This window comes from Acetatifactor aquisgranensis, from assembly GCF_943193215.1.
GTDB lineage: Bacteria > Bacillota > Clostridia > Lachnospirales > Lachnospiraceae > Acetatifactor > Acetatifactor aquisgranensis.
The window spans coordinates 87,051-111,411 of record NZ_CALPDH010000009.1; the positions used below are offsets into that span (position 1 = coordinate 87,051).

19 protein-coding genes are annotated in these 24,361 nt (G+C 52.0%); 17 read left to right on the forward strand and 2 right to left on the reverse strand.

Features of this window, described 5'->3' with window-relative positions; all coding sequences use genetic code 11:
* Positions 1-16 precede the first annotated feature (16 nt).
* From NFS35_RS09730 to NFS35_RS09745, 5 genes are all read left to right on the forward strand, one after another.
* On the forward strand, positions 17-958 hold the full coding sequence (locus NFS35_RS09730) for a GDP-L-fucose synthase family protein (RefSeq protein ID WP_334303552.1): 942 nt from the start codon (positions 17-19) through the stop codon (positions 956-958).
* Positions 959-1,164: 206 nt separating this feature from the next.
* A complete protein-coding gene (locus NFS35_RS28985; protein ID WP_275564675.1) occupies positions 1,165-1,290 on the forward strand; it encodes a hypothetical protein in 126 nt (41 codons plus the stop codon).
* 221 nt (positions 1,291-1,511) lie between these two features.
* Positions 1,512-2,945: a proline--tRNA ligase gene (proS, locus tag NFS35_RS09735; RefSeq protein ID WP_251206931.1), complete on the forward strand. Its 1,434-nt coding sequence runs from the start codon at positions 1,512-1,514 to the stop codon at positions 2,943-2,945.
* 32 nt (positions 2,946-2,977) lie between these two features.
* Positions 2,978-3,838, forward strand: a complete 861-nt coding sequence (locus NFS35_RS09740; protein WP_251206932.1) for an alpha/beta hydrolase — start codon at positions 2,978-2,980, stop codon at positions 3,836-3,838.
* Positions 3,839-3,865: 27 nt separating this feature from the next.
* Positions 3,866-4,879, forward strand: coding sequence for a 3'-5' exonuclease (locus NFS35_RS09745; RefSeq protein ID WP_251206933.1), 1,014 nt, complete (start codon positions 3,866-3,868; stop codon positions 4,877-4,879).
* Here NFS35_RS09745 and NFS35_RS09750 read toward each other — a convergent pair.
* On the reverse strand, positions 4,876-6,354 hold the full coding sequence (locus NFS35_RS09750) for a D-alanyl-D-alanine carboxypeptidase family protein (protein WP_251206934.1): 1,479 nt from the start codon (positions 6,352-6,354) through the stop codon (positions 4,876-4,878). The genes NFS35_RS09745 and NFS35_RS09750 overlap by 4 nt on opposite strands.
* Before the next feature lie 252 nt (positions 6,355-6,606).
* On the opposite strand from NFS35_RS09750, the gene trmB reads away from it, so the two are divergent.
* The 3 genes from trmB to NFS35_RS09765 all read left to right on the forward strand — a co-directional run bounded on the left by trmB (position 6,607) and on the right by NFS35_RS09765 (position 8,565).
* The gene (gene trmB, locus NFS35_RS09755; protein ID WP_251206935.1) at positions 6,607-7,257 is read left to right on the forward strand and encodes a tRNA (guanosine(46)-N7)-methyltransferase TrmB; all 651 of its coding nucleotides are present in this window, start codon (positions 6,607-6,609) and stop codon (positions 7,255-7,257) included.
* A 110-nt stretch (positions 7,258-7,367) separates the two neighbouring features.
* The gene (gene trxA / locus NFS35_RS09760; RefSeq protein WP_251206936.1) at positions 7,368-7,688 is read left to right on the forward strand and encodes a thioredoxin; all 321 of its coding nucleotides are present in this window, start codon (positions 7,368-7,370) and stop codon (positions 7,686-7,688) included.
* 1 nt (position 7,689) lies between these two features.
* On the forward strand, positions 7,690-8,565 hold the full coding sequence (locus tag NFS35_RS09765; protein WP_251206937.1) for a YitT family protein: 876 nt from the start codon (positions 7,690-7,692) through the stop codon (positions 8,563-8,565).
* A 59-nt stretch (positions 8,566-8,624) separates the two neighbouring features.
* Here NFS35_RS09765 and NFS35_RS09770 read toward each other — a convergent pair whose 3' ends face one another.
* On the reverse strand, positions 8,625-10,100 hold the full coding sequence (locus NFS35_RS09770) for a DUF1846 domain-containing protein (RefSeq protein ID WP_251206938.1): 1,476 nt from the start codon (positions 10,098-10,100) through the stop codon (positions 8,625-8,627).
* Between the two features lie 217 nt (positions 10,101-10,317).
* On the opposite strand from NFS35_RS09770, the gene NFS35_RS09775 reads away from it, so the two are divergent.
* From NFS35_RS09775 to rsgA, 9 genes are all read left to right on the forward strand, one after another.
* Complete coding sequence (locus NFS35_RS09775) at positions 10,318-10,509, forward strand: hypothetical protein (RefSeq protein ID WP_251206939.1); 192 nt, start codon at positions 10,318-10,320, stop codon at positions 10,507-10,509.
* An 83-nt stretch (positions 10,510-10,592) separates the two neighbouring features.
* Positions 10,593-12,239, forward strand: a complete 1,647-nt coding sequence (locus NFS35_RS09780; protein ID WP_251206940.1) for an ATP-binding cassette domain-containing protein — start codon at positions 10,593-10,595, stop codon at positions 12,237-12,239.
* Complete coding sequence (locus tag NFS35_RS09785; RefSeq protein WP_251206941.1) at positions 12,236-13,900, forward strand: ATP-binding cassette domain-containing protein; 1,665 nt, start codon at positions 12,236-12,238, stop codon at positions 13,898-13,900. The genes NFS35_RS09780 and NFS35_RS09785 overlap by 4 nt, the downstream gene beginning before the upstream one ends.
* 401 nt (positions 13,901-14,301) lie before the next feature.
* Entirely contained in the window at positions 14,302-16,569 is a 2,268-nt protein-coding gene (gene ftsH / locus NFS35_RS09790) for an ATP-dependent zinc metalloprotease FtsH (RefSeq protein WP_275564676.1), read from the forward strand.
* A 97-nt stretch (positions 16,570-16,666) separates the two neighbouring features.
* A complete protein-coding gene (gene uvrC / locus NFS35_RS09795; protein ID WP_251206942.1) occupies positions 16,667-18,535 on the forward strand; it encodes an excinuclease ABC subunit UvrC in 1,869 nt (622 codons plus the stop codon).
* Between the two features lie 536 nt (positions 18,536-19,071).
* Positions 19,072-19,551, forward strand: coding sequence for a hypothetical protein (locus NFS35_RS09800; RefSeq protein ID WP_251206943.1), 480 nt, complete (start codon positions 19,072-19,074; stop codon positions 19,549-19,551).
* Positions 19,548-21,374: an ABC transporter ATP-binding protein gene (locus tag NFS35_RS09805; RefSeq protein WP_251206944.1), complete on the forward strand. Its 1,827-nt coding sequence runs from the start codon at positions 19,548-19,550 to the stop codon at positions 21,372-21,374. Before NFS35_RS09800 ends, NFS35_RS09805 begins: the two co-directional genes overlap by 4 nt.
* Positions 21,361-23,178 (forward strand): ABC transporter ATP-binding protein, encoded by a 1,818-nt coding sequence (locus NFS35_RS09810; protein ID WP_251206945.1) that lies wholly within the window; start codon positions 21,361-21,363, stop codon positions 23,176-23,178. Before NFS35_RS09805 ends, NFS35_RS09810 begins: the two co-directional genes overlap by 14 nt.
* Complete coding sequence (gene rsgA / locus NFS35_RS09815) at positions 23,168-24,127, forward strand: ribosome small subunit-dependent GTPase A (RefSeq protein ID WP_251206946.1); 960 nt, start codon at positions 23,168-23,170, stop codon at positions 24,125-24,127. The genes NFS35_RS09810 and rsgA overlap by 11 nt, the downstream gene beginning before the upstream one ends.
* Positions 24,128-24,361 lie beyond the last annotated feature (234 nt).

Consider the following 24,361-nt stretch of genomic DNA (forward strand, 5'->3'; position numbering starts at 1 on the left):
GAGGACATGAAAAATGATGGAAAAAAACGCGAAAATCTACGTGGCCGGGCACCGGGGCATGGTGGGCTCCGCCATCCTCCGGGAGCTGCAGCGCCAGGGCTATGAAAATATCATCACCCGCACCCACAGGGAGCTTGACCTGTGCCGCCAGCAGCAGGTGGAGGACTTCTTCGCCGCGGAGAAGCCGGAGTATGTATTCCTGGCGGCGGCCAAGGTGGGGGGCATCGTGGCCAACCAGGAGGCTCTGGCGGACTTCATGTGGTTCAACATGACCCTGGAGATGAACGTCATCCACAGCGCCTGGCAGAACGGCTGCAGGAAGCTGGAGTTCCTGGGCTCCTCCTGTATCTATCCCCGGATGGCCCCCCAGCCCATGCCGGAGAGCTGCCTGCTGACCAGCGAGCTCGAGAAGACCAACGAGGCCTACGCCCTGGCCAAGATTTCCGGACTGAAATATTGCGAGTACCTGAACCGCCAGTACGGCACCGATTACATCTCCGTCATGCCGACAAATTTATACGGGCCTAACGACAACTACCATCCCACCCACAGCCATGTGCTGCCGGCCCTGATCCGCCGGTTCCATGAGGCAAAGGAGCAGGGGCTCCCTTACGTCACCTGCTGGGGGGACGGCTCGCCCCTGCGGGAATTCCTGTACGTGGACGACCTGGCCAACCTGTGCGTGTTCCTGATGAACCATTACAGCGGCAACGAGACCGTGAACGCCGGGACAGGCAAAGAGCTCACCATCAAAGAGCTGACGGAGCTGGTGGCAAAGGTCATCGGCTACACCGGGGAGATCCGCTGGGATGCCGGCAAGCCCAACGGCACCCCCAGGAAGCTCCTGGATGTCTCCAAGGCCACGGCGTTAGGCTGGACTTACCGCACGGAGCTGGAGGAGGGCATCCGGCTGTCCTATGAGGACTTCCTGAGCAATCCCATGCGGGCGGAGCGGTGAGGATAGACCTGCACTGCTCCCTGGAGGAAGCCTGCCGGATAACAGGCCAGAATCCGGCGGAGTATAGCAGGGCAAAAGCCTTAGCGGAGGGGGAGAATTTTCATGCTTGACAAACCCTGCTGTGTTGCACTATAATCCCATACATATAGAGCGACTGTGAAGAGGGTCAGTACAGATTCAGAAGCATTCCAGAGAGAGGGCGAGGCATGCTGCCGTCAGGGCGGCAGATGCGGCTGGGAGGCTCTTATGCGGAGGATTTGGAACCTGCCTTGGAGTTCCATGTGAGGCCTGCGGGAGGACAAAGGTCCGCCGTGAGCGAAAGCATGGCGTAAGCTTGCGATAAAAGCGTGAGAGATGGGCGCATTTGCGTCAATTAGGGTGGTACCGCCGGATTTTCGGTCCCTTGTGGGATGGAAGTCCGGCGTTTTTCGTGCGGAGACGTCCCTGACAGTCTTGAAATGTAATGCGCAACTGGAAACAGCAGGAGTCCGTGCAATGCTGCTACTGGTACTGTATGGGTGGCTGCGGAACTTCAAATCAGGAGGAGGAAGAAATGGCAGACAAGAAAATGGTAGAAGAGATTACATCCATGGAGGTGGATTTCGCCCAGTGGTACACAGATGTGGTGAAAAAGGCGGAACTGATTGACTACACCTCCGTAAAGGGCTGCATGGTGATCAAACCTGCAGGCTACGCAATCTGGGAACTGATCCAGAAGCAGCTGGACCAGCGATTTAAGGATACAGGGGTAGAGAATGTATACCTTCCTATGTTTATTCCCGAGTCTTTGCTGCAGAAGGAGAAAGACCATGTGGAGGGTTTTGCCCCGGAGGTGGCCTGGGTGACCCACGGCGGCCTGCAGCCCTTGCAGGAACGTCTCTGCGTGCGCCCTACCTCCGAGACGCTTTTCTGTGATTTTTACAAAAATGACGTCCACTCCTACCGCGACCTGCCCAGGGTCTACAACCAGTGGTGCTCCGTGGTGCGCTGGGAGAAAGAGACCAGGCCATTTCTGCGCTCCAGGGAATTCCTCTGGCAGGAGGGGCACACGGCCCATGCCACGGAAGAGGAGGCCCGGGAGAGGACCATCCAGATGCTGAACGTGTACGCGGATTTCTGTGAGGAGGTGCTCGCCATACCGGTAATCAAGGGGCGAAAGACCGATAAAGAAAAGTTTGCCGGAGCCATCGCCACCTATACCATCGAGGCCCTGATGCACGACGGCAAGGCGCTGCAGTCCGGCACCAGCCACAACTTCGGGGACGGCTTCGCGAAAGCGTTCGGCATTCAGTTCGCGGATAAGGACAACACGCTGAAATATGTGCACCAGACCTCCTGGGGCATGACCACCCGCCTGATAGGCGCCATCATCATGGTGCACGGGGACAACGAGGGCCTGGTGATGCCGCCCAGGGTGGCTCCTGTACAGGTGTGCATCGTGCCCATCCAGCAGAAGAAAGAGGGGGTGCTGGACAAGGCCTATGAGCTCCGCGACAGGCTGAAAGAGAGTTTCCGCGTGAAAGTGGACGATACGGACAAGACGCCGGGCTGGAAGTTCGCGGAGGCGGAGATGCGGGGATTCCCTATCCGCGTCGAAATCGGCCCCAAGGACATCGAGGCGGGCAAGTGCGTCATCTGCCGCAGGGATACCAGGGAGAAGCTGGAAGTGTCCTTGTCCGAGCTGGAGGCAAAGGCAGGGGAACTGCTGGATACCATCCAGAAGGATATGCTGGAGCGCGCAAGGGCCCACCGTGAGGAGAATACCTTTACCGCCGCCAACATGGCGGAATTCGAGAAGATTTTCAGCGAGAAATCCGGCTTCGTCAAAGCCATGTGGTGCGGCGACGAGGAATGCGAGAACATCATCAAGGAGAAATTAAGCGTCACCAGCCGCTGCATGCCTTTCGAGCAGGAGCACATCGCAGATACCTGCGTGTGCTGCGGGAAACCTGCGAAGAAAATGGTATACTGGGGCAGGGCTTATTAAAACCGGCATAATAAAAAGGAGATTGGAAAATCATGAAAAACGAGACTTACGCAATGAAACAGGAGGGCTCCCTGCCCTACGCGAAGCTGGTCACCTATATCCAGGATGATTCCGTAGAGATAGACCTCCCCGAGAGGCCCCTGGTGCTGGTCTGCCCGGGCGGAGGCTATGCCTTTACCTCCGACAGGGAGGCTGAGGCGCTGGCCCTGCAGTTCCTTGCCATGGGATATCACGCGGCAGTGCTGCGGTATTCCGTTGCCCCTGCGGTATTTCCCATTTCTCTGTCGGAGCTGGCCTGCAGCGTGCGCCTGATCAGAGAGCATGCGGAAGAATGGCATGTGAACCCTGACCAGATTATCGTGCTGGGCTGTTCCGCGGGAGGACATCTGGCCGCATCCCTGGGCGTGTTCTGGAACCGGGATTTCCTGGCAAAGGCGCTGAAAGCCGAGGGCACGGACCATAAGCTGTGGAAACCTGACGGCATGATTCTGTGCTATCCTGTCATCACCTCCGGAGAGCATGCCCACAGAGGGTCTTTCGACAACTTGATGGGGGACAGGGAGAAAGAGATTACCGGGATGCTGGGAGCCCCGGCGCTGGAAGCATTGTCCCTGGAGAACCAGGTGAGCGGCGACACGCCGCCCGCGTTCCTGTGGCATACCTTCACGGATGACGCCGTACCGGTAGAAAATTCACTGATGTTCGTGAATGCCATGCGCAGGGCAGGGGTAGGCACAGAGCTTCATATCTATCCGGAGGGAGGCCACGGACTGTCCCTTGCCAACCGGCTGACGCAAGGAGCCGGCGGCAGCGCTGTCCAGAAAGAATGCCAGTCCTGGATTGACCTGGTGCATACCTGGATAGAGAGCCGTTACGTGGAAAAATCCGTATAAACCTGTGTTTTTAAAGAAGGAAATTGTATGAATTATATCGTATTGGATTTGGAATGGAATCAGGGCAACGGCACCTCCAACCGGGAGGCTGCCGCCATTCCCTTTGAAATCGTTGAAATCGGTGCGGTCAGGCTGGATTCTGCCGGGGAGAGAAGTTCCTCCGCAGGCAGGGACTGTGCGGAATTCAGCCGCCTGGTCAAGCCTGCGGTGTATCATGAGATGAATCAGATCACCGGCAGGCTGATTCACCTGAGGATGAAAGAGCTGAAGAAAGGGAGCCCTTTCCCGGCGGTGGCGGAAGATTTCTTCCGCTGGTGCGGGGAGGAGGAGTACCGTTTCTGCAGCTGGGGGAACTCTGACCTGACAGAGCTTCAGCGGAATATGGAGTATTACCATATGCCTCCCCTGGCTGACGGCCCTCTTGCCTATCTGGACGTCCAGAAATTATTCAGCATCGCATTCGAGGACGGAAAAAGCAGAAAGGCGCTGGAATATGCCGTGGATTTCCTGCAGCTGGAAAAGGATATCCCTTTCCACAGGGCATTGAGCGACGCTCACTATACGGCGAAGATTCTGACGAGGATTCTGAGAGAAAAGCCCCAGGTGCTCCAAAACCTGTCCTACGATGTGTTCCACCCTCCGAAAGACAGAAAGGCGGAGCTTAAGGTACAGTTTGAAACATATGCAAAATATATTTCCAGGGAATTCGACAGCAAGGAGGAGGCCTTTGCGGACAGGGAGGTGGCATCCAGCAAATGCTATCTCTGCCGCAGGAATCTGCGCAAGAAGATTCGATGGTTCTCCCCCAATGGGAGGCACTATGTCTGCCTGGCCTACTGCGAGAAACACGGCTATCTGAAAGGAAAAATCCGTATCCGGAAATCTCCTGCCGGGAGAATCTATATCGTGAAGACCACCAGGCTGATTTCGCCCGAGGACGCGGAGGCTCTGAGAGCCCGCAGGAAACATGCCGGCGTACTCCACAGAGACCGTGATATCAGGAAAAAGAGCGAGGTGCAGAAAAAAGGGACTATGATTTAAAAATCATAGTCCTTATGTTTTCTGGCCCGCCTGCGTCTGTGCCGATTCCTTTTCCGCCAGGATCTCCGGCCGCTCCGGGGGGAAATATTATAGTTTTTCAGGATGATGTGTATGATGAGCCAGATGAGCAGTGCGCCCCCCAGCACCGCGCAGCCGATTATGATGACTGTCACATTGACAAATACTATGGAGCCGTCTTCTTTTTCGGAGGTTTCCTCCGGCCCGGATGGCATGTCAAAGATGCTGGAATCATCTCCGCTCACCGTGAAGTCCACCCTGACAGAGCCAAGATTCAGGCCCTGATAGGCATAGGTGATGACCGCCGCCTGATTCGCATCCGCCGTTTCATAGGATATGGAGGATTCCACGTCCTCAAAGGAAATGGTCCGCGGCAGGATGATGAAGTCGTCCTTATTTAAAGAAAGAAAGGGCTGGGAGCTGCCGAAAATGTCATTGCCGCTGTAGAACAGGCCGGTGTTGTCGATATTGTACCTGGTCTCCGTCTGGGACACGTACACTTTCTCAAAATTGGAAAAACCGTATTCAAAAAGGGAAATAGTATCCCTGTAGTGGTAGGGCGCCTCGTCTTTCATGACCACACAGATCAGCTTCATCCCGTTCTTTTCCGCGCAGGATACCAGACAGCTTCTGGCATCGTCCGTGTAGCCGGTCTTGCAGCCCACCAGATACTCATAAGCGTAGGTGCCCCCCGGGATGATTTCCATGTGGTTGTTCTCCAGCTTCCCCTGGGGAAGCTTGTCCGTGGGCGGAAAGTCGATCCGCGGCGCCAGCGTGATCTTGCAGAGCATCTCATTGGCGAAGAATCCCCTGCCTATCATGGCCAGGTCATAGGCCGTGGTATAATGGTCATCCGCCGGCAGGCCGTTGGGGTTCGAGAAGTGGGAGTTCAGGCAGCCCAGTTCCGCCGCGCGCTCATTCATGATGTCGGAGAAGACCTGCCAGTTTGTGGTGCCCGTGATGTGCTCCGCAACGGCATAGCAGACCTCATTGGCAGAGCGGATCAGGATGGCGTTCAGGCACTGCTCCATGGTGAGTTCCTGCCCCACGTCCATGGCGATGTGGCTGCTGTCCCAGGGCGTGTCGAAGACGGCGTCGTGGGAAAAAGTGACGATCTCGTCCATCTGGCACTGTTCCGCGGCTATGAGCGTGGTGAGAATCTTGGTGGTGCTGGCAGGATATTCCCGCTGATGGATATTTTTGGAGTAGAGTATGGTGCCCGTCTGGGCCTCCATCAAAATGGCGGACTCAGCCCCTGTCACGGGGCCGGCGGGCCAGCCCGGTATTTCGTCGGACTGGACGGGCAGGCTGCGGTTGGTCTGCAAAAGCAGTTCCGCAGCGGAGGGAGCGGAGGCACATGCATGTATGGCGGCCCCCGGGAGGAGACTGCCCGCGCAGAGCGCAGCCGCGAAAAGCCGGATATATTTATGTGTAAAATGTTTTCTGGATACAGACATCGGTGGACCTCGCAATCGGATTTGGCTGGGTTTCGTTTTTCATGATACAATTTCGCGCGCCACAGCGCGCATGGAATCAGAAGCTGACTCAGTGCGCTTCTGAGTCAACATTATACACCATTTTTCAAAAAAACCAAAGCGGCAATATTCATGGATTGACAAGAATTCAAATTTAAAGTACATTTATTAAAGAAGTCCTTGGATTTGAAAAAGGATAAAGGGTGTCCCTTGGAGGGACAGGGAGTGCAGACCATGAGATTGCGTAATATTACCGGCTCCAGGGAGGTGATCGCGGAGAGTCCTTATGTAGTGAGAGAGGAGCTTAGCTTTCAGTGCCCCGGTACATGGAAAGAAATTTTCGGAAATGGAAATCCTATCCACATCGAAATCGGTATGGGAAAGGGGAAATTCATCCATACTATGGCTAAGGAACATCCGGATATCAATTACGTGGGAATCGAGAAATATTCCAGCGTGCTGATTCGGGCGGTCCACAAGATGGAAGCGGAGGAGCTTCCCAATCTGAAGTTCCTGCGGATGGACGCGGAGGACATCGCCAGGGTGTTCGGGACGGGAGAGGTGGACAGGATTTATCTGAATTTCTCCGATCCCTGGCCCAAGGACAGGCATGCCAGGCGGAGGCTTCCCTCCAGAGAGTTCCTGTCGCGTTACGACGTGATCCTGAAGCCGGGCGGCAGACTGGAGTTCAAGACGGACAACAGGGAGTTGTTCGACTTTGCCCTGGAGGAACTGGCGCCTGCGGGCTGGGAGACCGACGAGGTCACCTATGACCTCCACAGCGACGAGCGGTTGATGGAGGGCAATGTGATGACGGAGTATGAGGAGAAATTCTCCAGTCAGGGAAATCCTATCTGCAAGTATATCATCCGCCGCAGAGCCTGAGGGAATCCGGCGCGTCCGGGGAAGATTCATGGTTTTTCCGGAAGTAAACCGGGAGGGACGGCTCATGGAATGCGATTGCGCACCGGAAAGGTGCAGAAAAGAGGTAAAATATGGAATACAAATTTACGGCAGACAATTTCGACAAAGAGGTATTGCAGGCATCCGGTCCTGTGCTGGTGGACTTCTATGCGGACTGGTGCAATCCCTGCAGGATGATGGGGCCCGTGGTGGCCAAGATGGCGGAGGCCTACGAAGGGCGGCTCAAGGTGGGTAAGTGCAATATTGATGAGAACATGCAGTTAGCGCAGACTTACCGCATCTCCAGCATCCCGGCTTTCGTAATCTTCAAGGGCGGCAGGCCTGTGGCCAATTATGTGGGAGCCATGTCCGCGGCGGAATTCAAGGAAAAGATAGAGCAGGTGCTGGGATAACATGAGCAGAGAGAATATGGTTTATGAGGGGAAGAGGACGCTGGTCTGTATCATGGCCACACTGATGTACGCGGTGGGACTGAATCTGTTCGTGGTGCCGGCCAATCTGTATTCAGGCGGATTGATGGGCATCTGTCAGGTGATTAGGACGCTCCTTGTAGAGTACCTGCACATGAACTTCCAAAGCTTTGATATTGCCGGCATCATTTACTATATCATCAATGTGCCGATTTTCATCATTGCGTTTACCAAAATGGGCAGGAAGTTTTTTGCCAAGACCCTGATTACAGTCACCACCATGACAGTGTTCCTGTCGGTAGTCCCCATCGTGCAGGTGGTGGAGGACACCGTGGCCGCCTGCGTGGTGGGCGGCATCATATCCGGCGCCGGAATCGGCATCATCCTGCGGATGGCCTCCTCCGGCGGCGGGCTGGATGTAGTTGGCGTGCTGCTGACCAGGTGGAAGAGGGACTTCAGCGTGGGCAAGGTGTATCTGCTGGTGAACCTGTCCCTGTATGCGGTCTGCCTCTTTTTGTTCGACATAGAGATTGTGGTGTACTCCGTGATCTTCGCAGCCGTGCATTCCCTGGCGATTGACAAGGTACATATACAGAATATCAATGTGGAGGCCAATATCATCACCAAGTCCAACAATGTGAATCTGGAGAGGGCCATCATGGAGGAGCTGAACAGAGGCGTCACCAAATGGTCCACGCTGGGGGCCTACACTTATGAGCAGTCCCATATGCTCTATATCACGCTGTCCAAATACGAAGTGTCCAGGCTGAAAGCCGTTGTGCACAAGTATGATCCCAGCGCGTTCATTGTCATCAATGAGGGCGTGACGGTGGATGGGAATTTCCTGAAAAAACTGTAGCAGAAGTAGATGGAAAGGGCAATCACGCGGAAACGTGATTGCCCTTTTGTCAGACAAAATCAATATTTCTTTCTGGCCGTCTGGACCGGCTCGCTGGTCAGGTCTACTCCAAGCCTTTTGTATATCTTGATATCCACCTCGGAGAGCATCACTGAAGTATGGGCCTGGCAGCCCTTGAGGCTGGGCAGCTGCTCTAAGGAGCGCTGGGCGTTCTCGTCATGGCAGGCCGCCAGCGCCAGCGCAATCAGCACTTCGTCCGTGTGGAGCCTGGGATTCTTTCCGCCCAGGTAGCGCACTTTCAGATTCTGGATAGGCTCGATGGCCTCCGGCTTGATCAGCTTCGTGTCATGCTCCACTCCTGCCAGATACTTCAGGGCATTCAGCAGCAGGGCAGCGGAAGCTCCCAGAAAATCGGAGGTCTTGGAGGTGATGATGCGGCCATCCGCCAGCTCCATGGCGGCTGTGGGGACGCCCAGGGCCTCGGCCCGCTTCCTTGCGGCGGCAGTGACTTTTCTGTCAGCGGTGGTGATTTTTGCCTGCTTCATCAGCAGTTCGATTTTGTAGACTTCCGTCTCGGAAGTCTCATCCCGCACCACCTTGTTCAGGGCAGTGTAGTATCGGCGGATGATTTCCATCCGGGAGGCCTCGCAGCAGGCCTCGTCGTCGATGATGCAGTTCCCCGCCATGTTGACGCCCATGTCGGTGGGGGATTTATAGGGATTGATCCCGTAGATTCCCTCGAAGATGGCGTTCAGCACAGGGAATATCTCGATATCCCGATTATAATTTACCGCTGTTTCGCCATAAGCGTCCAGATGGAAAGGGTCTATCATGTTCACATCGTTCAGGTCTGCGGTGGCCGCCTCGTAGGCCAGATTGATGGGGTGCTTTAACGGTATGTTCCAGATAGGGAAAGTCTCGAACTTGGCGTACCCGGCCTTGGTGCCCCGGAGGTTCTCGTGGTAGAGCTGGGAGAGGCAGGTAGCCATCTTCCCGCTGCCGGGACCCGGCGCCGTGACGATTACCAGAGGCCTGGAAGTCTCGATATAATCGTTCTTGCCGTAGCCGTCCGGGCTGACAATCAGGGGCACATTGGCGGGATACCCCTCGATGGTATAATGGAGGTATACTTTGATGCCTTTCTTCTCCAGCTTCGCCTTGAACTGCTCCGCGCTGTGCTGCCCCTGATAATGGGTGATGACCACGCTTCCCACGTACAGCCCCCTGTCCTGGAATTCGTCCCGCAGCCGCAGCACGTCCACATCATAGGTGATGCCCAAGTCTCCCCGGACTTTATTCTTCTCAATATCGGCGGCGCTGATGACGATGACGATCTCGGCGCAGTCGGACAGCTGCATCAGCATCTGCAGCTTCGCGTCAGGCTCAAAGCCGGGAAGGACCCGGGACGCATGATAGTCGTCGAAGAGTTTGCCGCCGAACTCCAGATAGAGCTTGTCCCCGAATTCGGCGATGCGCTCCTTGATATGTTCCGACTGCATTTTCAGATATTTGTCATTGTCAAAACCGATTTTCATGTCTTGGCCGCCTCCTGATTTTTGATAAAAATACTTTTTCATTCTATCATAAATTTCGGGGGATGGGAATGGGGAAGTTGATATTTTGAGAGGTCTGTTTGACATTTATTTCAGGGCATATTATGATGGAGACAGAGAGACGAGGGGGGAGCGCTTTGGAACTTCCCGCAGGAAATATGGCCGGATGGCATGGCCTGGCAGACGGAGGTATGAAAATATGGGCATATACGTAAACCCGGGGAACATATCGTTCCAGGAGGCAATCAATTCTAAAACCTATGTGGATAAAAGCGGGATGATTCCCTATACCAACAGCGTCATCCGGACCCGCAGACTTTTGGAAAAGGAAGAGAAGCGGGCCTGCTTATGCTCTGTAAGGCCGTTGGTATCAGTAATCCCGATTGTATAACAGATAAAAGTGATGAGTAAAAGGTGCAATGGCTGGGTTTCACAACCCCATTGGTGCCTTTCGCAGAAAGGCGGTTTATAACAATGGAGATTAGAGGTAAGAATTTAACTTACAGAAAACTGCTGGACACATCCGTCCCCCGGCTCTCCGCCATTCTCACAGGAACCGTCCTGGTGACAGCGGGGAACGTATTCCTGCGCTGGCGCGTGGGGGATGCTCTGGAAAGGGGAGATTTGCCCCTGTGGCTGCTGGCCCTGGCGGGTGTGCTCCTGCTATTGACCCAGGCGACAGGCTTCGCTAGGCAGATTCTTTCCGCCAAGGTGCAGCGCAACATCTGCCACAGGCTCCAGTCCACAGTGCTGCACAGCCGCCTGTCCGGGCTGGAGAAGAGCGGCATGGGCGCGCTCACCACCTGCTACATAACGGACACAGGCCAGATTGATGCTTTCCTGGAGCGGATGCTGAACAAAGCTTTCCCTGATGCGGTGGGGTGGCTGATCACAGTGGGCCTGATGTTCGCCTTTGACCTGTACCTGGGGATGGCTGCGGTGGCTGCCACGGTGCTGCCCATCTGCCTGGTCCACAGGATGAGCAGGCCCATCGCAAAGGGCACGGACCAATACCAGGAGGCGCTGGGGGAGGCCAACCAGACTGTGGTCTCGGGTCTCCACAATATAGAGACCATCAAGGCCTCCTGCAGGGAGGAGGTCTTCCTGCGGGTCAACCGGGAAAAGCTGGACTGCCTGCAGAAGCGGAAACGGGTGGTGGCCGTGTGGGAGGCCCTGCTGGCGGCTCCCATGATGGTGGGGGCATTCCTGACCATCGCCCTGCTGACAGGCCTGGGAGGGTGGCTTGCCCTCCTGGGCCGCATCTCCACCGGGCAGCTCCTGACGGTGGTCACGCTGATTGACAATGTGGTCACATTCGTCATGAGCCTGGACGGGACTGTGTCCCGGTACAGGAAGGCGTCCGTGAGCCTGGAGAGGCTGAACCGCTTTCTGGGACAGGAGGCGGAGCGCCAAGGGGGCCGCAGGGCGGGGCAGATTCGGGAGATTGATTTTTGCAGGATATGCTTCGCCTACCCGGATACCGGCAGGGAGATATACCATGGATTCACGGAGAGCTGGCGGCCCGGAGACATCCGCTTTGTTCAGGGCGGCAACGGGGAGGGGAAGAGCACGCTGGTAAAGCTGCTTTTGGGCGTCTATGACCTTTCCGGCGGAGAGACCCTGATCAACGGCATGCCTACGGAGCAATACAGTCTGGAGAGCCTGCGGGAGAGGATCGTGGCGGTGCCTCAGGAGAATGTGCTGTTTCGGGGGACCATATACGACAACCTTGTCTGCGGAGCGCGGATAAGCCAGGAGCAGGCGGAGGAAATGTGCCGGAAAGTTGGCATACATGAGGAGATCATGGGGATGCCGGATGGGTACAGGACGGAGCTTGCGGAGAACGGGGGCATTCTCTCCGGAGGGCAGAAGCAGAGGCTGTGCCTGGCCAGGGCCCTGCTCAGGCAGGGGGACGTCTATGTCCTGGATGAGCCCACCAGCGCCCTGGATGCGCGCCACAGCGAAATCCTCATGGGTGTCTTGAGGGAGCTGGCCCGGGAAAGAATCGTGGTGGTAATCACCCATGAGCGGGAGCTGCTGGATTCGGCGGAACAGATCACTCGGCTTGGAAATGCCGCCGTGCAACCGGCCATGGCAGAGATAGGAGGGCAGAAGGGATGAGAGGAAATACAGCGGACAAAAGCCTGCTGCGGCAGATGCGGAAATGGATTGTCCCCTACACTTTGAGCACCATCATGGTGGCATGCCGGAACTTCCTGATCACTTGGCTGACGGCATCCATCGGCAGCAGGGTGCTGAATCTGGTGAGTGAGGGCAGCACGGAGGACTTCCTCCCCCAGATGGCCCTGACGGCCCTGTTCATCGCGGCATTCCTGGTATTTGACACCACAGGGCTGTTCTGGCAGTCCATGACCCTGCATGGCATCCAAAACGATCTGCGCAGCATCCTGTACGGGAAAGTGCTGGGGGCCAGGTATGACAAGGTGCGCGCCATGGGGCAGAAAGGGGAGTTGCTCTCCCGTCTCAATTCGGATGCGGAGACAGTGGTCTCCATCCTGGGCTCCGGCATCCTGATGCCCCTCATGTTCCTGATTTCCGGCATCGGCGCCACTGTGGCCATTGCCGCCATCCGCTGGCAGCTGTGCGTCCTGATTTACGGGGCGGGTTTCCTGTGCTGGGGGATTCAGGTGTTTTTCATCCGCAGGGAGCGCAGCACCATAAAGCTGCTTCGGAAAAACAAAGAGGAGGGCCTGGGGATCTGCGGGGAGAACTTCCAGAACGGTCTGACCATCCGGCTGTGCGGCCTGGCGGATGCCTTTGAGGAAAAGGTGCTGGGGAACCTGACGGGCTTTGAGAAGATTTCCCGCAGGCTTGCCCTCCAGAAGACCGGCGAGGGGCTGGGCGGGAGCGCATTGCAGTATCTGCAGAGCGTGGGGCTTCTCTTCCTGGGGCTGTTCCTGTACCAGAGGGGCCAGCTGGCCCTGGGAGATATTGTCATGATATACCAGATGGCGGCTCTGATTACCACGATGATTACCATGACGTCATCAACTTATGCCGCCGTCCAGAGCTGGCGGGTGGGCTTCGCCAGGCTTCATGACATCCTGGACCTGGAGGAGGAAACGGACGCTGCCGGAGCCCGTGATCTGACCTTTGACGGGAATGCCGGCGAGGGCATCCTGGCCAGGGACATCCGGTGCGCGCTGGGGGAAGTGACCATACATGAGGACCTGAACCTGGCCCTGGGGAGCCGGGGCATCTATGTGATGGCCGGGGAGAGCGGAAAGGGCAAGACCACCTTTTTCAGGCTGCTCACAGGCATCTATCCCTATGGAGCCGGGGAGCTTCGACTGTTCGGGCATGAGCGCAGGGAGTACAGCCTGCGCAGCCTCCGGCGGCAGATCGTCTACATGACCCAGGAGGACGCCCTGTTCCAGGGGACGATCCGGGACAACATCCTGTGGAGGAGCCATGCGACGGATGCGGAGATTCTGGAGCTGCTTGGGCGGCTGGGGCTGTCGGAATGGGTCGGCGGCATGGAGAAAGGGCTGGACACTTGTATCAGCGATGGCGGGAAAGAGTTTTCCGGAGGCCGGCGGAAATGTCTGCTGCTGGCCAGGACGCTTTTGGAGAAAGCGCCGGTGTATCTGCTGGACGAGGCCCTGGCCGGGGTGGACGAGGGGCACTGCGAGCTGATTCGGAGGGAACTGACAGCAGTGTCGGAAAACGCTCTGGTGGTGGTGATCGCCCATGACAGGCATATCATCGGGGACTGGGTGGAAAAGGGAGCTGGGCTGCTGGAGATTGGCGGTGCACTATAAGGAAAAATTTTAGAAATCTTTAAGAGTTGAGGTGTTTTTTTCACATTTCTGCTATTGATTTATCAATTGGTTGTATCTATAATGAATAAGACCCATTGTATCGGGACTGTGTCTGCCGGTTTTGGGTCTGAGGCGAAGAAACTTATACTGACGATCGCTAAAACTTGCCATGAATGTCCCTCTTCATTATGCCCGGCTCACGAGCGAAAGATGCCGGAGATGTCGTGGCAAATTTCATCGCTCGTGAGTATATAAAGTGACATGACGAAACGGAGCTGCTTATGGACAATCAAATGAACCAATACGACAATGGCGGAGGATACAACAACGGCGGGCGGGGAAACGGGCCCGGCGGAAACGGCGGCGGGAATGGAAACCAGCCGCCCAGGCGGCCCAATATCATGATGGTGCTGCTGGCGGCATTGAGCACGGTGCTGCTGGTTTTCATGCTCTGGAATCTGCTGTTCGGCTCCTCAGGGAGCGGACAGGAGGTCAGCTACACGAAGTTCCTGGAGTATATCAATGAGGACAAGGTGGATGCCGTAGAGGTGCAGAGCACCGGGCAGGTACTGTTCACGCTGAAAGCGGATGAAGAGAAAGAAGATACCAATGCGCCCGGGGCGATGACAGGCTATCCTTTTTATGGAAATATGCCGACTACCTATTCCACCATTATTATGGAAGATTTGGATACCCTCACCTCCCGCCTGGAGGAGCACGGCATTGACGGCACCCGGGTGCTCAGCGACAATTCGGGCCGCATTTTCGACATCCTTTTATATGTGGTGCTGCCGGTGCTGCTGATGTGGATCCTGCTGGGCGTGGTGTTCAAGAAGATGGGCGGCGCAGGCGGCCCCATGGGCGTGGGCAAGAGCAACGCCAAGGTCTATGTACAGAAAGAGACAGGCGTCACTTTCAAGGACGTGGCCGGTGAGGATGAGGCCAAGGAGTCCCTGGTGGAAGTGGTGGATTTCCTGCACAATCCCGGCAAATACTCCAAAATCGGCGCAAGGCTCCCCAAGGGCGCTCTGCTGGTGGGCCCTCCCGGAACCGGTAAGACATTGCTTGCCAAAGCGGTTGCCGGCGAGGCGCATGTGCCGTTCTTCTCCCTGACGGGTTCTGATTTCATAGAGCTGTACGTAGGCGTGGGCGCCAGCCGTGTGCGCGACCTGTTCAAGGAGGCGACAAAGAATGCCCCCTGTATCATATTCATAGATGAAATCGATGCCATCGGCCGCAGCCGCGACTCCAAATATGGCGGCGGGAACGAGGAGCGGGAGCAGACCCTGAACCAGCTGCTGTCCGAGATGGACGGCTTTGACAGCTCCAAGGGCATCTTGATATTAGGGGCGACTAACCGTCCGGAGATTCTGGACAAAGCGCTTCTGCGTCCGGGACGCTTCGACAGGCGGATCATCGTGGATAAGCCCGATCTGAAAGGACGTGTGGAAATCCTGAAAGTCCATGCCAAGGACGTGAAGATGGACGAGACCGTGGATTTGGATGCCATCGCTCTGGCCACCAGCGGCGCGGTGGGCTCCGACCTTGCAAATATGATAAACGAGGCGGCCATCAATGCCGTAAAGGAGCGCAGGGACTATGTCTGCCAGAAAGACCTCTTCGACGCGGTGGAAGTGGTGCTGGTGGGCAAGGAGAAGAAAGACCGCATCATGAGCAAGGAAGAGCGCAAGATTGTGTCTTACCATGAGGTGGGCCACGCCCTGATCAGCGCCCTCCAGAAGAATTCCGAGCCGGTGCAGAAGATTACCATCGTGCCACGCACCATGGGCGCCTTAGGGTATGTCATGCATGTGCCGGAGGAGGAGAAGTACCTGAACACCGAGGCGGAGCTGCGGGATATGCTGGTGGGCCTGGTGGGAGGCCGGGCGGCGGAGGAAGTGGTCTTCGACACAGTGACCACCGGGGCTGCCAATGATATCGAAAAAGCGACGGATATCGCACGGAATATGATAACACGCTACGGCATGAGCAAGAAGTTCGGCCTGGTAGGGCTGGCCACCGTGGAGAGCCAGTACCTGGAGGGCAGGACGGCGCTGAACTGCAGCGATACCACGGCCGCCCAGATAGACGCGGAAGTGGTGGAGATATTAAAGGAGAGCTACGACAAGGCGCTTGCGCTGCTTCGGGAGAACCGGGAGGTCATGGATAAGCTGGCGGAGTTCCTGATTGAGAAAGAGACCATCACCGGCAAGGAATTCATGCAGATTTTCCGCCGGGAAAAAGGACTGCCGGAGCCCGAGGAGGCGGATGAGGCCGGAAAAGAGGGGCAGGATGCCGGGAAAGAGTCAAAGCCTGCGTCTGTAGAGGAAAAGGGCGGCCAGGACGCGCCGCAGAGCCGGGATAATGTTCCGGAGCCGGAAAGCGTCCAAAAGGAAGAGATGCCTTTCCGGGAGGCTGCGGATGCAGCCGTAAATCAGGAGGGCAATCCCGGATTGAGGGAAACGGAAACCACAGAGGGGGACAGGAGCGCTTCGAGACCGGAGGATTCTGCGCCGGAGCCAGGGCGGGAGACAGAAATCCCTCAGGAAGCGGCTCCGCAGTCGGAAACGCCTCCCCAGGACAAGTCAGGCGGCGGGAACGCTGAGACAGAGGCGGAGAAGACGGACGGCCGCCCTGTAGGCAGATTTTCCAATGGCAGGATAGACTGATGAATCCAAGCCTTTCTCATTAGTTGGGAAAGGCTTGGTTTTTCGTTCGACAATCACAAGCAATCCATTTTTCAAAACAATCAGTAAGGAGTCCGACATGTTCAACTTTGAAGAGGAACTTAAGAAGCTGCCCAAAGAGCCCGGCGTCTACATCATGAGAGATGACAGGGGTGTCATTTTATATGTGGGCAAGGCAGTGAATCTCCACAACCGGGTGCGCTCCTATTTCCGGGAAAATATCGGCAGAGGTCCTATGATTGACAAGATGGTGTCTCTGATTGCAAGGTTCGAGTACATCGTCACGGATTCCGAACTGGAGGCCCTGGTGCTGGAGAACAACCTGATCAAGGAGAATTCCCCCAAGTACAATACCCTGTTAAAGGATGACAAGACCTACCCTTACATCAAGGTGACTCTGGGGGAGGACTTTCCCAGGGTCCAGTTCTCCCGCCTGATGAAGAAGGACAGATCCAAATATTTCGGCCCCTACACTAGCGCGGCGGCCGTGAAAGATACCATCGAACTGCTGAACAAGCTGTATCAGCTGCGGACCTGCAGCCGCAGCCTGCCCAGGGACACGGGGCTGGACCGGCCCTGCCTGAATTACCATATCAAGCAGTGCCTGGCACCCTGTCAGGGCTACATCTCCAAAGAGCAGTACAGGGAGCAGGTGGAACAGGCCCTGGAATTCCTGAACGGAAACTACAGCCCCATCTTAAAGGATCTGGAGACGAAGATGCAGACCGCTGCGGAGGCCCTGGATTTCGAGGCGGCAGCCGGTTACCGGGACTTGTACAACAGCGTGAAACAGGTGGCCCAGAAGCAGAAGATTACGGACAGTGTGGGAGAGGACAAGGACATCATCGCCATGTACCAGGACGACAGAGAGGCCGTGGTGCAGGTGTTCTTCGTCCGGGACGGCAAGCTGATCGGGAGAGAGCACTATTATATGACAAACGTGTCAGCTGACAGCAAGGCGGAAATTCTGGAGAATTTCGTGAAGCAGTTCTATGCGGGCACTCCATTCATCCCCAGAGAGCTGATGCTCCAGCATGAAATCGCGGACAGGGAACTGATTGAGAAATGGCTCACCGGGCGCAAGGGAGGCCGGGTCTATCTCCGTGTGCCCAAAATCGGCTCCAAGGAGAAACTGGTGGAACTGGCCGCCCAGAACGCAAAGCATATCTTAGAGCAGGACAGGGAGCGGCTTAAGCGCGAGGAGGGCCGCACCATCGGCGCGGTAAAGGAAATCGCGAACCTCTTAGGCCTTAAGCAGATTGAGCGCATGGAGGCTTTCGATATCTCCAACATTAACGGCTTTGAGAATGTGGGTTCCATGATTGTCTTTGAGAAAGGCAGGCCCAAACCCAGCGATTACAGGAAATTCCGCATCAGGACAGTCTCCGGCCCCGACGATTATGCCTGTATGCGGGAGGTGCTGACCAGACGTTTCCGCCATGGACTGGAGGAGAGCGCGGAACTGGAGGAAAAAGAGTTAGACAAGACTTACGGCAGCTTCACCAAATTTCCGGATCTGCTGATGATGGATGGCGGCAGAGGGCAGGTGAACATAGCCCTGTCCGTGCTGGAGCAGCTGCAGATTTCCATCCCTGTCTGCGGCATGGTCAAGGATGACAACCACCGCACCAGAGGCCTGTATTTCAATAATGTGGAGCTGCCCATCGACACCCGCTCGGAGGGTTTCAAGCTGATTACCAGGATTCAGGATGAGGCCCATCGTTTCGCCATCGAGTACCACAGGTCCCTGCGCAGCAAGGCCCAGGTGAAATCCGTCTTAGACGAGATACCCGGCGTAGGCCCTGCCAGAAGAAAGGCCCTGATGCGGGGCTTTAAGTCCATTGAGGAGATTAAGGCAGCCTCCGTGGAGGAACTGGCTGCCCTGCCTGAAATCAACCGCAGGGCGGCGGAGGAAATCTATGGGTACTTCCATGGCAAAGAGATATAAAGGACATTTTAACGAAAGGAAACGTATAAGACTTAAGCGATAAATGTGTATTTTGCAAAAAGTATTTATTCGATTATTTTCCCAAAATAGAGGATAAAATGCTTTATTGGCAGTTATTAGGGTTGGTTATTGGGCAGTATAACGATCAGTATCAAAAAGTCTTTATGTTGATTTTGATATATTAATCCGAATTCCCGAGTTTAAGTGGCTCTATATTACGGATGTCATTCATCCATTAACTTGGAATTTGCTTGTTGTGGACATTTCGAATATTGGATAAATGTAGTTCCACTTTTTCATGGGAACTAAGGATAGTTCAAGAAGGAATTGTGCATTATGCACATAAAGTGATAAGATTATTTGTTGTAATTCGGTTGTAGTTCAGGTTGTAGTTCAATGCAGAATGTTATTGCGGGGTTGGAGGAAATATTATATAATAAGATATAGGTATAGTATTGCGAAGAAAAAGAGTAACGGATTTCCCGCTTCTTAATAGGCGCGTTGGCTCTGTTGAATGCTTTACGAAGGAGAGTGTTATGAGAGACAACATGCATAAGGACGATTATGCAATTGCACTTTTGGCTTTATATGGTTTAAGCTTTGAGGGAATAAAACAAGGTGTCAAGGAAAAAATAAATAAGTTGGATATTGCGTTGATAAATCAATATGTTAGACCTGCGCATCGGAATATTGTACTATCTCGTTATATGTTATTTAAGGATGGGGAGTGTTCTGATATAGTCAAAGAGGAACGACAAAAGTATCGCATAACATCTGTTGCTTATCGGCATATGCTTGCAAACTACCAATATGAAATACAGGCAATTCTTGATAGAGAGGGTATACGTAGTTCTTTTATAAAAGGCATTTGTTTTGATTATTGTTGGTTTCCCGATGATTCAAAGATGTTTAGGTTTGCAAGAGATATAGACATATTGATTCATCCGGATGATGTTCTCAAAGACATATATCACTTTTTGAAAGTAAGTATGAAGGATAATGGAGCCAAACGATGACTGAGACTTTTTTTCGTACACTGAAGCATAAACTGGCTGTCAGTTTCCTGGCAGTCAGGTTTGTGTCTGCAATTAACCGGGTTTATTTAATTTGGGTGTTCCTGAAAGAACTCATCAATGCATTAAAAGTACTTCCATATATGTATCTGCTGAAAAAGGCAGTGTCTGGGTTAGAGGAGCCATCCGGTTTTCGGGCGTATATTTTTCCAGTATTTTATATTCTTTCAATCATTTTCATCTTAGAATGGACCAGCAATCTCTTAGATAAAATAATAGTGAAATCAAAATTGAAACTGGATTTTCTGATAAAAGAGCAGATAATAGAAAAGACGGATGCGCTGGATTATTTTGTGCTGTCTACAAAAGAGTATTTTGTGCTGCAATCCAAAGCGATGGAGGGATATGGACAGGGAGCCGTAGAAGAAAATGTCCATTTGTTTTTTTCGCTGATTTCGAACCTTATACTGCTGTCAGGGATAGGCGTTGTTATTTTATCTCTTGGACCCGCGCTGTTATTGCCAATCTGTATGACGATTGCGGTCAGAATACTGTCCGAGTTTTTCGACAGGAAAGCCGGGTATATCCGCAGGACAGAAATGTCTGAGGTCAACCGAAAAAGCAACTATTTACATAAGATTTGTGAGGACATTAGATTCGCGAAAGAGATTCGCATATTTCATCTGGAAAATAAATTTGACGCTAAACTGAGAGAAATCAGCAGGGAAAAAGTAAATATATGGAAACGATATATGGGGATTTTTCGGTATAGTTCTGCGACATATGTAATAGCGGATATTATATTGCAGTTAGTCATTTATCTTATTTTGGCGTATCGGGTATTGGTGCTGCGAACCATTCAAGTAAGTGATTTTGTATTCTTTTTTTCGGCCTATCAGCAGATGCAAAATGTCATGGGAAATCTGGCCTCCGGTGTCATGAATATTTTCCTGAATGCTGATTATTTAGACGATTTTATGAGTTATTGGTATTTCAAACCCTTAGAGGCAGCCAGAGAGGGGGACGATGAGCTGAAGTATTCGGAGGACGATGATATTGTCATAGAGTTCAAGAATGTGTCTTTTCGCTATCCTAATACAGATTTTGATGCGCTGTCTGACATTAATATAAAGCTGAAAAAAGGGAATACATACCTCATCGTAGGTAAGAACGGGGCTGGGAAAAGTACTTTCATTAAGCTGCTATGTAGACTGTATTCGCCTACAATGGGAACGATAACTTTAAACGGAAAAAATATTCTCGAATATGACAGGAATGCCTATTTATCTTTGCTGTCGGTGCTGTTTCAGGATTATAAGTTCCTTAACCTGACAGTAGCTGACAACATATCCTCACTGGAGGAAGCATTTGATAAAGATATTTTCCACAGAGTTGTCACGGATGTCGGTATCGAAGAGAAAATCCAAGCGTTGCCGAATAAAGAGTATACCATCTATGGAAAAGAGTTTGACAAGAATGGGGTGCGTTTCTCAGGCGGTGAGCTGCAAAAGATGATGATTGCGAAAACGCTGTATAAACAGTCCCCTTTGAAAATTTTTGATGAGCCCACTGCGGGATTAGATGCCGTTGCAGAGTATAACATATACGAAAGAATGAGGCAGGTATCGGAAAAGGGCATATTGATTTATATAACGCACCGTCTTTCTACAGGCGTAAACAGCGACAATATATTAGTGTTTTCTCAGGGCAAAATCATTGAAAAAGGAAGCCACAGTCAACTCATGGATCAGAAGGGAGAATATGCTTCTCTGTTTGAGGCACAGGCTGCATTATATGCCGGAGGTGATTCGAATGGACACTTTTGAGAAGTCCAGGATAGTAAAGGCATTGAAGACATTGCCTGGTTTTTTTTCGCTGCTTTATAAAAATGATAAAAAGTACATAATTATCATGTTGCTTGAGGTGGTTTCCTTTTCCATCGACAAGTATCCGGCGCTTTTTATTATGAAATACACTATTGACGCTTTGACGAATCATATCGAATATCGAGAGTATGTGCTGATGCTTGTTCCACTGACAGCGATTATGTTCCTGTTGAAGATGATACGAGTTGCGGTCAATACAGACAGGCCTGTACGCGACCAGATGATTACGGAAAACTTATTTAACGCCTTTTTTGCGCAATGTATGAAGATTGATTACCAGACTTTCGAGAAAAAGGAGATGCAGGATCAGAAAGAGCTTGCTAAATATATCGCAAATGGAAAAATTGCCGCTGTAGGATGGTATTTTGTTGAAACGTTTTCCAGTTTAATTGCGATTGTAATTACGACAATCTTTATGATAACCACAAATGTTGCGGTTTTAGGGATTGTCCTATTGGGGCTGCTAGGCAAAGCTTTTCTGGCCAAAAGAAATGCGGAGGCAACGGTTCCTATCACGGAGCGGCAGATAATCGACAATCGCTATCTTTCTTATTTATATGAGATAGGGTCTGAGTATGAATATGTGAAAGAATACAGGATTTTCAACTATAGGAAGAAGCTGTTCTACAAAATCGATAAAGCGAAGAAATTATATATGGAAATGGAGACCAAGGTACAGAAATACAATTTCTGCCATTCTGTTTTTCAGGACATGGGGGATTTCGTGGTGAAATTGCTGGCTTTTGCGGCAATGGGTGTTTCCTGTCTGAAATCAATTGTCTCTATAAGCGATTTCACGTTTGCTATAGGCCTGGTAAACGATTATATTTCCTATGCGGACTCTTTCACATCTAGTTGCAAAAGTTATGTGGAAGCGGCCGCATATATAGAATATTACATAGAGTTTATGAGATATAAAGATGCGCTGCCGGGGCGTGAAGAAGTCCATAAAGACATGGATGAAAAATCCCATGCCATAGAGTTTCGGAATGTAAGTTTCAGGTATCCGGGAAGCGGTGAATATGCCTTGAAAAATATAAATCTGACACTTCGTGCACCGATGAAAATCTCATTGGTAGGACGCAATGGAGCAGGCAAGAGCACATTGGTGAAACTATTGCTCAGGTTATATCGACCGGAAGAAGGCAGCATACTGTTGGATGGAGTGGATATATACGAGTATTCGGACGAGGAATATATCGGGTTGTTCTCTTCGGTCTTCCAGGATTTTGTCTTGTTTGCCTTTTCTGTTGCGGACAATATAACGTCTTTCGATACGGATGTTGATTCAGCTTTTCTGGCAGATGTCTCACGTGGGACAGGCGTAGATGAATTTATCAGCGAGTATCCGAATCGCTACGAAACCTATTTCACAAATGCCTATTCTAATGATGGGGTAGAGTTCTCGGGTGGACAGCAGCAGAAGATTGCGTTAGCGCGTTCCATGTATAAGAAAAATGCGCTGTTTTTTGTTCTGGATGAGCCCATGTCCACATACGATGCGGAGGCAGAATATCAGCTTTATAAAAAGTATGAGGCTCTCCTTTTCGGAAAAGCATCTATTTTCATATCGCATCGTCTGTCAAGCTGTAAATTGAGCGATCGAATCATTTTGCTGGACAGGGGCATGGTCATAGAAGAGGGCTCACACAGTGAACTGATGTCAAGTGAAACACAGTACAAACGGATGTTTGAACTTCAGGCAAGACAATATAATTGGGAGGATGATGATAATGGAGAGTGAATTATATCGTTGCGCTGCTGTTTTTACAGCACAAAATATATTGGTCTATCGGGATGGTCGATATGACAGGGCAATTATTTCAGGAAAGATAGACAATCAGGTTTTAGTAGGCGATTATCTGGCCTGTGAAATGGTTTATGGACAATTATACGTTAATGGAATAGTCAGAAGAAAAAATCGAGTCAGTAGGCTGCAGACAGGTAAAATACAGGGATTGGCCGCTAATGTTGACATTACATTTATTATGACAAGCGCGAATCAGGATTTTAATTTGGCAAGATTGGAAAGGTATTATATTCTTGCGAAAGAAGGGGGCACTAGGATATGCTTTGTCCTTTCAAAAACGGATTTGACCGATAGATATGAGGAATTGGCGGGCATCATTTCTAAGCGTTTTTCGGAATGTCCTGTTGAAAAGACAAGTATCTATCAGGTCGATTCAGAGAAAGTATTATATAATCACTGGCATGAAAATGAAACTGCTATATTTTTGGGCAGCTCCGGCGTAGGAAAATCCTCTTTGATAAATCGGATGCTGAAAGATGAGGTTATAAGAACAGGTGATATCCGGAAAGGCGATGCTCGTGGCCATCATACGACAACAGCAAGGCATATATATATACTGCCAAATAAAAGGGTGGTAATTGATACCCCTGGTCTTCGCAGTGTAGGTATATCGGCAAATGCAGATACACTTGATGAATTGTTTCCCGAAATAAAGGAACTGGAAAGTAAATGCAAGTATAAAAATTGTTCACATTTAAGTGAGTCAGGATGTGCAATTCAGGAAGCCTTAGAAAGAGAAGAACTGGATTATAATCGCTATTTACGATATCTGAAATTAGTTGGAGCGGAACAAAGAAGACAGATTTTGCTAAAAGGGAAAGAATACGAGAAAGAAAGCCTGATTAAAGAACTAAAAGCTTCAAGAAAGAATAAGCGTAAGTGAGAAAGAAAATGGCAGAGATTGCTATTATTGATACAGGAATAATGTTATTAGTGTAGGCGTAAAGGCAGATTTACATTTAACAGAAAATAAAATCAGAATAAATAAAGCAAAAGCTTCTTCAATAAAGATATGTTTAACATATATCACTGCAAATGAACCAAGTTATGCTACAGCGGTAGTAACAGCACTGGTATATAATGTGCTATGTGACCTAAAAAAAGAGATAACTTGTCA